Raw genomic sequence first — 12,240 nt, forward strand, 5'->3', positions numbered from 1 at the left:
GATGGAGCTTTGATGTTCGAGGAAGACAACGCGCAGTGGGGGCTGGTACACGCCCTGGTGCTCGATGGCAAAGGCGGCGCGCGCTCGATTGCCCGTACCGAGCTGGACGACCTGCAGCTGCAACCCGAGCAGAGCCTGTGGCTGCACTGGGACCGCAGCCATCCGCAAACCCGCACCTGGCTGCTGCACGACAGCGGCCTGAGCGCGTTCGCCTGCGAGCTGCTCCTGGAAGAAAACACCCGGCCGCGCCTGCTGCCCATGGCCGATGAACAGTTGTTGCTGTTCCTGCGTGGGGTCAACCTCAACCCGGGTGCAGAGCCCGAAGACATGGTCTCGGTGCGCATCTTCGCCGAGGCGCAGCGGGTCATCTCGCTGCGCCTGCGGCCGTTGCGCGCCAGTGACGAGATTCTCCAGCAGCTCGAAGAGGGCAGGGGCCCGAAATCGGCTTCCGAGCTGTTGCTGCTGATGGGCGAACTGCTGACCGAAAAGGTCCAGGGCCTGGTCAGCGACCTGTCTGAACTGGTCGACCTGGAAGAAGAAAAGGTCGAATCCGACGAACGGTACACCCCAGAGAATGGCTGCCTGCAGCAGATCCGCCGGCGTGCCGCCGGTCTGCGGCGTTTCCTGGCTCCGCAGCGAGAGATCTACGCCCAGCTGTCGCGTAGCAAATGGAGCTGGTTCGTCGATGCCGACGCCGATTACTGGAACGAGCTGAACAACAGCCTGATCCGCTACCTCGAAGAGCTGGAACTGACCCGCGAACGGGCCGCCCTGGTGCTGGAAAGCCAGGATCGCCGGCGCAGCGAGCGCATGAACCGCACCATGTACCGCTTCGGCATCATCACCTGCATCTTCCTGCCCATGAGCTTCATCACCGGGCTGCTGGGCATCAATGTCGGCGGCATCCCGGGGGCGGAAAACCCCTATGGCTTCCTGTTTGCCTGCATCGTCGTGCTGGGGCTGGCGGTGGGGCAGTGGTGGCTGTTCCGGCGGTTGCGGTGGGTATAGATGCTCATTGACCTGCACCGGCCCTATCGCCGGCAAGCCAGCTCCCACAGGTACACCACAGGTTTCAAGGCTTGTGGTACCCCTGTGGGAGCTGGCTTGCCGGCGATAGGGCCAGTGCAGGCAAGCGCCATTCATTTTGAAACACTCGTCCCAATGCGATGTGTGACCCATCGACCGGCCATCTCGTCTCTGACTGACACTGCGCGAGGTGCCCATGCACGATCCGTTTGAAGAATCCCTGCGCGACCTGCTCAAGGCGTCACCCTCCGGCAATGACCGGGACGACCGGGACGACGCCGCTTGCCTGGGTCGCGTGCTGAAAACCGCCAACCGCCAGGTTGGCGCGGGCGATCTGTTCAGCCTGCTTGGCCGCTGGAGCCAGGCGCTGCTGATCGCCGTGAACAATGGCGCGGCGCATGTTGCGCCGGTGCGTCGACACTCTTCCCGCAACGCTGCCAACGGCAGCAAAGCAGATAAGGCCGATTGAATATGGAACTCGATCTCTGGACCCAGAGCCTGGTCACCGCCATGACTGCCCTTTGGACCAAGGTAGCGAACTTCATCCCCAACCTGTTCGGCGCGCTGGTCGTGGTGCTGCTCGGTTTCGTGGTGGCCAAGCTGCTCGACACGCTGCTGTCCAAACTGCTGGCCAAGTTCGGCCTGGACCGCCTGATGGCCGGCACCGGCCTGACCAAGATGCTCGGCCGGGTCGGCATCCAGGTACCCATCTCCACCCTGATCGGCAAGATCGTCTACTGGTTCGTGCTGCTCATCTTCCTGGTCTCGGCCGCCGAGTCGCTGGGCCTGGAGCGGGTCTCGGCAACCCTCGACATGCTTGCCCTGTACCTGCCGAAGGTGTTCGGCGCAGCCCTGGTGCTGCTGGCTGGCGTGCTGCTGGCCCAGGTGGCAAACGGCCTGGTACGCGGCGCTGCCGAAGGCATCGGCCTGGAATACTCGGCAGGCCTGGGGCGTATCACCCAGGGCCTGGTGATCATCATCAGCATCTCGGTGGCCATCAGCCAGCTGGAGGTGAAAACCGACCTGCTGAACCATGTGATCGTGATCGGGCTGATTACCGTTGGTCTGGCCGTTGCGTTGGCAATGGGCCTGGGCAGCCGCGAAATCGCCGGGCAGATCCTGGCCGGCATCTACGTGCGCGAGCTGTACCAGGTGGGCCAGCAGGTGCGGATTGGCGAGGTCGAAGGGCATATCGAGGAGATCGGTACGGTCAAGACGACGCTGCTGACCGATGATGGCGAACTGGTATCGCTGTCCAATCGTGAGCTGCTTGAACAGCGAGTCAATAGCCGCTAACCGCACAAAGCTGTTAATGTATGCCGCCGCGAAAATCGACCCACGGGGTCGCGCGGCGACATTGACCTGACTGTCGGCCAGATCCGTTTTGAATAAAGTTCATTCGCCGCCCATGCGTTATGACCCCCGCGAGCTCACCGACGAAGAGTTGGTGGCGCGTTCGCATGAGGAGCTGTACCACGTTACCCGCGCCTATGAAGAGCTCATGCGGCGCTACCAACGGACCCTGTTCAACGTCTGTGCGCGTTATCTGGGGAACGACCGTGACGCGGACGATGTCTGTCAGGAAGTCATGTTGAAAGTGCTGTACGGGCTGAAGAACTTCGAGGGTAAGTCCAAGTTCAAGACCTGGCTCTACAGCATCACCTACAACGAATGCATTACCCAGTACCGCAAGGAGCGCCGTAAACGTCGGTTGATGGATGCCTTGAGTCTGGACCCTGTTGAAGAGGCGTCCGAAGACAAGGCTCCAAAGCCGGAAGAAAAAGGCGGGCTGGACAAGTGGCTGGTGCATGTGAACCCGATTGACCGGGAAATCCTGGTGCTGCGTTTTGTCGCAGAGCTGGAATTTCAGGAAATTGCCGACATCATGCACATGGGCCTGAGCGCGACAAAAATGCGCTACAAGCGCGCGCTAGACAAGCTTCGGGAGAAATTTGCCGGCCTCGATGAAACTTAGTGGCGTGCAAATATCTCTAACGAACCGGCGAGTTCTGCTAGACTTGCCGTCGAGTTGTCCCCCTTGTTTGTGGTGGGACTGCTTAACTATCACCAGATGGGGATTTAACGGATGAAATTGAAAAACACCTTGGGCTTGGCCATTGGCTCGCTCGTCGCTGCTACTTCGTTCGGCGTTCTGGCTCAAGGCCAAGGCGCTGTGGAAATCGAAGGCAACGTTACCAAGCAGTACTACGACAGCGAACGTAACTTCAAGAACGACGGCACCAATCCTGGTGTTCGCCTGGGCTACTTCCTGACCGACGACGTTTCCCTGGACCTCGGCTACAACGAGACCCACAACGCTCGTGGTGAAGTCTTCAACAAAGACATCAAAGGTTCCAAGGCCAAGCTCGACGCTACCTACCACTTCGGTACCGTGGGCGACGCTCTGCGTCCGTACGTTTCCGCCGGTTTCGCTCACGAGAGCCTGGGCCAGGCCACTCGTAGCGGCCGCGACCACTCCACCTTCGCCAACGTTGGCGCTGGCGCCAAGTGGTACATCACCGACATGTTCTTCGCCCGTGCTGGCGTAGAAGCCATGTACAACATCGACAACGGCAACACCGAGTGGGGCCCGACCGTTGGTGTTGGTCTGAACTTCGGCGGTAGCCCGAAGCAAGCTGAAGTCGCTCCGGCTCCAGTTGCCGAAGTGTGCTCCGACTCCGACAACGACGGCGTTTGCGACAACGTCGACAAGTGCCCAGACACCCCAGCCAACGTTACCGTTGACGCTGATGGCTGCCCGGCTGTTGCCGAAGTCGTTCGCGTTGAGCTGGACGTCAAGTTCGACTTCGACAAGTCGGTCGTCAAGCCAAACAGCTACGGCGACATCAAGAACCTGGCTGACTTCATGAAGCAGTACCCACAGACCACCACCACCGTGGAAGGTCACACTGACTCCGTCGGCCCAGACGCTTACAACCAGAAGCTGTCCGAGCGTCGTGCCAACGCTGTCAAGCAGGTCCTGACCCAGCAGTACGGCGTGGAATCCAGCCGTGTTGACTCGGTTGGCTACGGCGAAACCCGTCCGGTTGCCGACAACGCCACCGAAGAAGGCCGCGCTGTCAACCGTCGCGTTGAAGCTCAGGTAGAAGCCCAGGCCAAGTAATTGGTTTGAAGCTTCATGAAAAACCCGGCCTCGGCCGGGTTTTTCTTTGCCTGTTTCTTGGGTTTGTGTGCCCCTTGTGGGAGCGGCCTTGTGTCGCGAAAGGGGCGCGTAGCGGCCCCAGCTTTTCAGCTTCGCCGCAGGTATTGCCGGGGCTGCTGTGCAGCCCTTTCGCGACACAAGGCCGCTCCCACAAAGGCCGGCGCAGGCAGCGCATCATCCAGCAATTGCCACCAATTCCTGAACCACCTGTTCCCCAACCACCTCCCCGATCACCAAAATCGCCGGGCTACGCAAGCCAAACCCCCGCGCATCCTCGGCCATCCCCCGCACATCGCTCCTGCACTCCCGCTGCTGCGGCAACGAGGCATTTTCGATCATCGCCACCGGCGTCGCCGGTGCCATGCCCCCGTCCAGCAACCCTTGGCGCACCTGCTCCAGCCTGGCCACGCCCATGTACACCACCAGCGTCGTCCCGCCCTGGGCCAAGGCCGCCCAGTTCAGTTCGCTGTCGTCCTGGGTATGTGCCGTGACCAGCGTCACGCCCCGGCTCACACCCCGTGAGGTCAGGGAAATCCCGCATTGCGTGGCGCCAGCCAGGCCTGCGGTGATGCCGTTGACCACTTCCACCTCGATGCCATGCCCTTGCAGCCACAGCGCCTCTTCACCACCACGGCCGAAGATGCACGGGTCGCCGCCCTTGAGCCGGACCACGCAGCGCCCTTGCCGCGCATGGCGCAGCATCAGGCGCTGGATGAACGCCTGCGGAGTGGAGCGGCAGCCGCCGCGCTTGCCCACGGCAATCACCCGGGCCTGTGGGCAATGCTCCAGCACCGCCGGGTTGACCAGGTCGTCGATCATCACCACAGCGGCTTGCTGCAATGCGCGTACAGCCTTGAGGGTGAGCAGTTCGGGGTCGCCAGGACCAGCACCAACCAGCCAGACTTTCGCATTCATCAGGGTTTCCTCATCGGCAAGGTGCGTTCAGCCCTTTAGCAGGGTGAGCAGCAATATCAGGTTGAACAGCAAGGACAGCAGGGCCAGGGTGCGCCAGACCTTCAACGGTTCGCGCTCCAGCAACGGCCGTGGCCGGCTGGGCAGTTCCTGGCGGTCGCCACGTTCGAGCAGCAGCAACCAGTGTTCGGCGGTTTCGAAGCGCTGCGCCGGGTCCGCTGCCAGTGCCTGCTGCAGGTTGTGCTGCAGCCATTCCGGCAGGTCGGGACGGTAGCGCGCGGCGTTGACCGGCTGGCCGAAGCGTGGGCGCTGGAAGGCCTCCACCTCGCCGTAGGGGTAATGCCCGGTCAGCAGGTGATACAACGTCACGCCCACGGCATACAGGTCCTGGCGTGGGCTGGGCGGTTGGCCGTCGAACGCTTCCGGGGCAATGTATGACGGTGTGCCCGGCAACTCGTGCAGCGGGTCTTCGGACAAGCCCGGGCAGTAGGCCAGGCCGAAGTCCAGCAGGCGCAGCTGCCCATCGCTGCCCAAGTGCAGGTTCTCTGGCTTGATGTCGCGGTGCAGCAAGTTGCGCCGGTGCAGTACGCCGACCGCCTGCAGCAGCTGCCGGGCCAGCTCCAGCCACTGCGGCATGGGTAGCGGGCCGTGCTCGGCCAGCAGCGCTGCCAGGCTCTGGCCGGGGTATTCGCGCATCACGTAGTACAGGTGCTGTCGCTGGCTGGCGGTGTGCAGCTCGGGGAAGTGCCGGCCAGCGACCCGGCGCAGGAACCATTCTTCCAGCAACAGCCCTTGCGCCGCGCCGGGCTCCTGTTCGCGTGCGGCGGGCAGGGTCTTCAGCAGCCAGGCTTGGCCCTGGGCATCGCGTACCCGGTACAGCAGCGACTGGCGGCTTTGCGAAAGCAGCTTTTCGGCTTGCCAGCCATCGATTACCTGGCCTTCACGCAGCGGGCCGGGCACTGGCCATTGCTGCAGTTGCGCCAAGGTGTCGCCCAGGTTGGCCGTGCCCAGTTGCTCGACCTGCACCAGCAAGGCACTGGCGTTGTCCTGGCTGCCGTTCAGGTGCGCGCTGGCGACCAGGGTGTCGACGGCCAATTGCAGGTCGGGTTGCTCGCGCAGTACCGCCTGGATGTGCTGGTCGCCCAGGCTGGCCCATACGCCATCGCTCAACAGCAAGAAGCTCTCGCCCGGCTGCAGCTCACCTTCCAGATAATCCACCAGCAGGTGCTGGTCCAGGCCCAGCGCGCGTTTCAGCACATGCTGCATGCCTGGCTGGTCCCAGACATGGTCTTCGCTCAGGCATTGCAGGCGCCCAGCGTGCCAGCGGTACACACGGCAGTCACCCACGTGGGCCAGGGTAAAGCGCCGGCCACGCAGCACCAGCGCGCTGAGGGTGGTCAGCAGTGGCTGGCCACTGCCTTGGGCGCGCAACCAGCGGTTCTGCGCCAGCAGCAGGCGGTCGAGGGCCTGGGCCACGCTCCAGGTCGCGGGGGTGGCGTAGTAGTCCAGGGCCAGCGCCTGCAGGCTGGCACGGGCTGCCAGGCCGCCATCGGCACATTGACTGACGCCGTCGGCGAGGGCGAACAGGTAGCCTTTGCTGGCGGCCAGCTCCGGCGCCGGGGTAACCAGGCGCAGGGCGTCCTGGTTTTCCTCGCGCGGCCCGGTGGCGCTGGCCTGGGCAAAGTTCAGTTGCAGGCTCATGGCTGTGCCTCAGACCCGTGCCGCGGTAACCGCAGCCGAGCCCCAGGTGGTGCGCCAGCGCTGTTTCACGCCGTGCAGGCCGAACCAGGCCAGCAAGCCCAGGCTGGCGAACAGCCACAGCCCCAGCTGGTAGTCACCGGTGTGCTGCTTGATGGTGCCAAGCCCGGCGGCCAGCAGGAAGCCTCCGATGCCGCCGGCCATGCCGATCAGCCCGGTCATCACGCCGATCTCCTGGCGGAAGCGTTGCGGCACCAGCTGGAACACCGCGCCATTGCCGGCCCCCAGGCCGAGCATGGCGCTGACGAACAGGGCCAGTGCGGCGGCGGCGCTAGGCAGGTTGAAGCCGACTGCAGCGATGCAGATGGCCGCCACACTGTACATGCCCAGCAGGGTGCGGATGCCGCCGAAGCGGTCGGCCAGAGCGCCGCCGAGCGGGCGCATCAGGCTGCCGGCGAACACGCAGGCAGCGGTGTAGTAGCCAGCGGTGACCGGGCTCAGGCCATACTGATCGCTGAAATAGCCGGGCAGGGCGCTGGCCAGTCCGATGAAGCCGCCGAAGGTGACGCTGTAGAAGAACATGAACCACCAGCTGTCACGGTCGCCCAGGGCCTTGAGGTAGTCGGCCATGGCTTTTGGCTTGGGCCGCTGCGGAGCATTGCGTGCCAGCAGGGCGAACACCAACAGGGCCAGCGACAGCGGGACCAGCGCGAAGCCGAACACATTGTTCCAGCCAAAGCCCGCAGCCAGCGCCGGGGCCAGCAGGGCGGCGAACACCGTGCCGGAGTTGCCGGCACCGGCAATGCCCATGGCTTTGCCTTGGTGCTGTGGCGGGTACCACTGCGAGGCCAGCGGCAGTGACACGGCGAACGAGGCACCGGCAAAGCCGAGGAACACGCCCAGCAGCAGCGCTTGTTCATAGCTGTGCACGCCCAGGTGCCAGGCAGCGGCGAGGGCGATGATGACCACCACCTGGCCGATCAGCCCTGCGGTCTTGGGCGAAAGGCGGTCGACCAGCACGCCCATGGCAAAGCGCAGGATCGCCCCGGCCAGGATCGGCGTGGCCACCATCAGGCCCCGTTGTTGTGCACTCAGCTGCAGATCGGCGGCAATCTGCACCGCCAGTGGGCCAAGCAGGTACCAGACCATGAAGCTGAGGTCGAAGTACAGGAACGCGGCGAACAGCGTGGGCACATGCCCGGATTTCCAGAAGCTGGTACTCATCGAACACCTCACTCGGCAATGCAACGGAACGAAAAAGACGCCGCTACCCGCTCCACGTGGGTGGAGGGGAGAGCGACGTCTTTGTCGGGATCAAGTGGGCAACCGCCGTTGGCTACCGGTGATATTTGTTCAGCAAGAGATGGGCCAACTCTGAGAAGTTGCAGTCCCCTTGTAGGAGCGGCCTTGTGTCGCGATGGGCTGCGCAGCAGCCCCAGGATCTCAGCTTCGCGGCAGAGATTGCCGGGGCTGCTGCGCAGCCCATCGCGACACAAGGCCGCTCCTACAGGGACCGCGTGAAGCAGGTTGCTAGCCCAGCATCTCGTGCATGGCAATGATCTGCTCGGCCACCTGGATCAGCTTCTGCTGCCGGCTCATGGCCTGGCGGCGCATCAGGGTGTAGGCCTGTTCTTCGTTGCAGTCCTTCATCTTCATCAGCAAACCCTTGGCCTGCTCGATGCGCTTGCGCTCGGCCAGTTGCTGGTCGCGCGCAAGCAGCTGCGCCTTAAGCGCCTGGTCGCTTTCGAAGCGGGCCATGGCCACGTCCAGGATCGGTTGCAGCCGCTCGGCATGAATGCCTTCGACGATGTAGGCGCTGACCCCTGCCTGGATCGCCTGGCGCATCACCCCGGGGTCGTGCTCGTCGGTGAACAGCACGATCGGCCGCGGCTGGTCACGGCTGACCAGGACCACCTGTTCCATCACATCGCGGTCCGGTGAGTCGGTATCGATCAGCACCACGTCCGGGCGCACCGTTTCGACGCAGGCGGGCAGGTCGATGGTCAGGTCTGGGGCTTCGATGACCTCGAAGCCGGCCTCGCTCAAGGCCGCCTTGAGGCGGCCGAGTTTGCTCTGGGTGTCGTCGATCAGCAGGATGCGCAACATGAATGGTCCCCCTCACGCGCCGACACGGGCATCAGGCAGGTCGCCCAGTGCATGCAGGCTGAAACTGCGGGCATAACCGTAGGGGTCACTGCCGTCCCAGCGGCTGCCATCGATCAGCAGGCTGCTGCGCATCGGCTGCTCGGGGCAGGCCACGCCGAGGCTTTGTGCCGCCTCGCCATACAGTGCCAGCTGCTGGACCTGGCGGGCCACGCCGAGGTAGTCGGGGTCGTCGCGCAGCAGGCCCCAGCGGCGGAACTGGGTCATGAACCACATGCCGTCGGACAGGTACGGCAGGTTGGCCCGGCCATGATCGTGCAGGCGCAGGGCGTGCGGGTCTTGCCAGTGGTTGCCCAGGCCATCGTGGTAGCTGCCGAGCAGGCGTGGTTCGATACTTGTCAGCGGGGTGGCCAGGTAGGCGCTGCCGCTGAGCAGTTGCGCAGTGCTGCGGCGGTTCTCCGGGCTTTGCTCGATGAAGCGGCTGGCAGCGAGGACCGCCTTGATCAGCGCGCGGGCGCTGTTGGGGTATTGCTCGGCAAAGGCGCGGGCGCAGGCCAGGACCTTTTCCGGGTGGTCCGGCCAGATCGACTGGCTGGTGGCCAGGGTGAAGCCCTGGCCCGTGGCTACGGCATCGGCAGCCCAGGGTTCGCCCACGCAGAAGCCGTCGATGCGCCCGGCCTGGATATGCGCGGCCATCTGCGCTGGTGGTACCACCACGCTGTCGACGTCGCGCAATGGGTGGATGCCCTGGCTGGCCAGCCAGTAATACAGCCACATGGCGTGGGTGCCGGTGGGGAAGGTCTGGGCGAAGGTGAGGCGTGCGCCATGCTGGTGCACCAGGCGCGCCAATGCTTCAGGGTTGGTCACGCCTTTGCGCTGCAGGGCCGGGGACAGGTTTATGGCCTGGGCGTTCTGGTTCAGCCCCATGAGCACGGCCATGGCGCTGGCCGGTACACCGCCGATGCCCAGGTGCACGGCGTACACCAGGCCATACAGGCAGTGCGCGGCATCCAGCTCGCCGCTGACCAGCTTGTCGCGCAGCCCGGCCCAGGAGCCCTGGCGCTTGAGGTTGAGGGTAAGGCCGTGCTGCTGGGCGAAGCCCTGGGTGGCGGCGACTACCACCGAGGCGCAGTCGGTCAGGGCCATGTAGCCGATGTTCAGGCTGGGCTTTTCCGGCGCGTCGCTGCCGTTGACCCAGGCCAGGGGCGTTGCTCGGGGTACAGTGTTCACAAGGTTCCTCGCCCGTACTGATAAGGCTGTGGGCTTTTCCGGTGCAACCGATGTGCCATCTGGCAGCCTCCCTGTGGAGCAACTGCCTTGTGCCGCCTGCATTGGCCTCATCGCCGGCAAGCCAGCTCCCACAGATACAGCACAGGTCAGCCCTTGTGTTGTTCCTGTGGGAGCTGGCTTGCCGGCGATGGGCTGCGCAGCAGCCCCACGATTTGCTGTCATGCCGGCCTCGCGCTGGCTATAATCGCCCCCTCATTCACCCCGAGCCTTGCCCGCCCATGTATACCCTGGCCCGCCAGCTGCTGTTCAAGCTTTCTCCGGAAACCTCCCACGACCTGTCCCTGGACCTGATCGGCGCCGGTGGCCGTCTTGGCCTCAACGGCATGCTGTGCAAGCAGCCGGCGGCTTTGCCGGTTACGGTCATGGGCTTGAACTTCGCCAACCCGGTGGGCCTGGCGGCCGGCCTGGACAAGAACGGCGCGGCCATCGACGGTTTCGCCCAGCTGGGCTTCGGCTTCGTCGAAATCGGCACCGTCACCCCGCGCCCACAGCCGGGCAACCCCAAGCCGCGGCTGTTCCGCCTGCCGGAGGCAACGGCCATAATCAACCGCATGGGTTTCAACAACCTGGGCGTTGATCACCTGCTCGGCCGGGTGCGGGCTGCGCGTTACAACGGCGTGCTGGGCATCAACATCGGCAAGAATTTCGACACCCCGGTGGAGCGTGCCGTCGATGACTACCTGATCTGCCTGGACAAGGTGTACACCGACGCCAGTTACATCACGGTCAACGTCAGTTCGCCAAACACCCCGGGCCTGCGCAGCCTGCAGTTCGGCGATTCGCTCAAGCAGCTGCTCGATGCCCTGGCCGAGCGCCGCGAGCAACTGGCCGGCACGCATGGCAAGCGCGTACCTCTGGCAATCAAGATTGCCCCGGACATGAGCGACGAAGAAACCGCCCTGGTGGCCGCCGCGCTGATGGAGTCGGGCATGGATGCGGTGATCGCCACCAACACCACGCTGGGCCGTGAAGGTGTCGAAGGGTTGCCGTACGGTGGCGAGGCGGGCGGCCTGTCGGGCGCGCCGGTGCTGGAGAAGAGCACCCATATCGTCAAGGTGCTGGCGGGCGAGCTGGGCGGCAAGCTGCCGATCATTGCCGCTGGCGGCATTACCGAAGGCCGCCATGCCGCCGAGAAGATCGCTGCCGGGGCGAGCCTGGTGCAGATTTATTCGGGCTTCATTTACAGAGGGCCAGCGTTGATTCGCGAGGCGGTGGACGCTATCGCTGCGATGCCGCGGTGACCTGGCCGGCCCATTCGCGGGCGAGCCCGCGAAGAAGCCAGCGCGGATATGGATTCGAAGTCATAAAAAAGGGCCCCATCAAGGGGCCCCTGGGCCTTCGCCCGCCGCCCGGATAGGGCGTGCATGGTAAATCGAATTCAGTGTCCTCGTTCAGCCAACGGCGTGATTTTCGTTGAGTCTATGGATGCCAGCGGTGCCAGTCATTCCGTCCCAGTTATCACCGCGACCTTCACGCCAGCCGTTGATCCAGGCTTGGCGAACAGAAGGAAGATTGAAGGGGCAAAGTTCGCGGGATTTGCCGGTGACCCCGTATTGGTAGCCACGTGAATATGCTCTTTCCAACGGATCACGCTTAAGTCTTCTCATAGGGTGTTGCCCTCACTTGTTGACTGTAATGTCCCGTCGGCCTCTCCGAGGCCGGGCAGAGTCTTTCTGCCGGTGTGCGCTCGCTGCCGGCGTGGCGAGCTGAAAGTGCCACCTCGTTGCGAAGTGGCCTGAGACCAGTTCTATCGAATGCGAGTCACCGTGTGAATGATCGATTTGTCATAAGCACGTAACCTTTCCAAGGGTGAGGGGATAAGTAAATAAATGCGACTCAACCTTGTTTAGCGTTGAGCCCGCTATGATCAGGCTTTGCCGATCATTGACGTCATTTCGCCAGCGTTGCTCGCGGATGACAGAAATAATTTGAAATGCGACGAAGGGTCACATCGGCCCCGGTATCGCCAGAATTTTTCGTACTGCCTGATGATCTAAGCTGTCTTTGCCACTGGGCCAAGCACAGATCGGTCAGGCGGCCCGGCCTTT

Annotated in this window: 12 protein-coding genes; 6 read left to right on the forward strand and 6 right to left on the reverse strand. The window is 63.8% G+C overall.

Annotation, left to right across the window (positions count from 1 at the left end):
- Positions 1-12 precede the first annotated feature (12 nt).
- The 5 genes from CAG46_RS19880 to CAG46_RS19900 all read left to right on the forward strand — a co-directional run bounded on the left by CAG46_RS19880 (position 13) and on the right by CAG46_RS19900 (position 4,150).
- Positions 13-1,008 (forward strand): zinc transporter ZntB, encoded by a 996-nt coding sequence (locus CAG46_RS19880; RefSeq protein WP_063913854.1) that lies wholly within the window; start codon positions 13-15, stop codon positions 1,006-1,008.
- Between the two features lie 214 nt (positions 1,009-1,222).
- Positions 1,223-1,495 (forward strand): hypothetical protein, encoded by a 273-nt coding sequence (locus tag CAG46_RS19885; RefSeq protein ID WP_004376140.1) that lies wholly within the window; start codon positions 1,223-1,225, stop codon positions 1,493-1,495.
- Between the two features lie 2 nt (positions 1,496-1,497).
- The gene (locus CAG46_RS19890) at positions 1,498-2,322 is read left to right on the forward strand and encodes a mechanosensitive ion channel domain-containing protein (RefSeq protein ID WP_004376138.1); all 825 of its coding nucleotides are present in this window, start codon (positions 1,498-1,500) and stop codon (positions 2,320-2,322) included.
- A 112-nt stretch (positions 2,323-2,434) separates the two neighbouring features.
- Positions 2,435-3,001 (forward strand): RNA polymerase sigma factor SigX, encoded by a 567-nt coding sequence (gene sigX / locus CAG46_RS19895; RefSeq protein ID WP_003248665.1) that lies wholly within the window; start codon positions 2,435-2,437, stop codon positions 2,999-3,001.
- Between the two features lie 111 nt (positions 3,002-3,112).
- Positions 3,113-4,150, forward strand: a complete 1,038-nt coding sequence (locus tag CAG46_RS19900) for an OmpA family protein (RefSeq protein ID WP_004376136.1) — start codon at positions 3,113-3,115, stop codon at positions 4,148-4,150.
- A 213-nt stretch (positions 4,151-4,363) separates the two neighbouring features.
- Here CAG46_RS19900 and cobA read toward each other — a convergent pair whose 3' ends face one another.
- The 5 genes from cobA to CAG46_RS19925 form a co-directional block, all read right to left on the reverse strand.
- Positions 4,364-5,104 carry a uroporphyrinogen-III C-methyltransferase gene (gene cobA, locus CAG46_RS19905; protein WP_085617183.1) on the reverse strand — a complete coding sequence of 247 codons (741 nt, stop codon included), beginning with the start codon at positions 5,102-5,104 and terminating at the stop codon, positions 4,364-4,366.
- Positions 5,105-5,131: 27 nt separating this feature from the next.
- Positions 5,132-6,802, reverse strand: coding sequence for a bifunctional protein-serine/threonine kinase/phosphatase (locus CAG46_RS19910; protein WP_085617185.1), 1,671 nt, complete (start codon positions 6,800-6,802; stop codon positions 5,132-5,134).
- Between the two features lie 9 nt (positions 6,803-6,811).
- Positions 6,812-8,023, reverse strand: a complete 1,212-nt coding sequence (locus tag CAG46_RS19915) for a NarK/NasA family nitrate transporter (protein WP_085589389.1) — start codon at positions 8,021-8,023, stop codon at positions 6,812-6,814.
- A 306-nt stretch (positions 8,024-8,329) separates the two neighbouring features.
- Entirely contained in the window at positions 8,330-8,905 is a 576-nt protein-coding gene (locus tag CAG46_RS19920; protein ID WP_085617187.1) for an ANTAR domain-containing response regulator, read from the reverse strand.
- A gap of 12 nt (positions 8,906-8,917) precedes the next feature.
- On the reverse strand, positions 8,918-10,132 hold the full coding sequence (locus CAG46_RS19925; protein ID WP_085617189.1) for a CmpA/NrtA family ABC transporter substrate-binding protein: 1,215 nt from the start codon (positions 10,130-10,132) through the stop codon (positions 8,918-8,920).
- A gap of 278 nt (positions 10,133-10,410) precedes the next feature.
- Here CAG46_RS19925 and CAG46_RS19930 point away from each other — a divergent pair, with 278 nt between their 5' ends.
- Positions 10,411-11,433 carry a quinone-dependent dihydroorotate dehydrogenase gene (locus CAG46_RS19930; RefSeq protein WP_025338291.1) on the forward strand — a complete coding sequence of 341 codons (1,023 nt, stop codon included), beginning with the start codon at positions 10,411-10,413 and terminating at the stop codon, positions 11,431-11,433.
- Between the two features lie 150 nt (positions 11,434-11,583).
- Here the strand turns inward: CAG46_RS19930 and rmf are convergent, their stop codons facing one another.
- Complete coding sequence (gene rmf / locus CAG46_RS19935; protein WP_003248687.1) at positions 11,584-11,799, reverse strand: ribosome modulation factor; 216 nt, start codon at positions 11,797-11,799, stop codon at positions 11,584-11,586.
- Positions 11,800-12,240: the final 441 nt, after the last annotated feature.

Origin of the sequence: Pseudomonas sp. B23(2017) (assembly GCF_002113725.1) — a bacterium.
Lineage (GTDB): Bacteria > Pseudomonadota > Gammaproteobacteria > Pseudomonadales > Pseudomonadaceae > Aquipseudomonas > Aquipseudomonas putida_Z.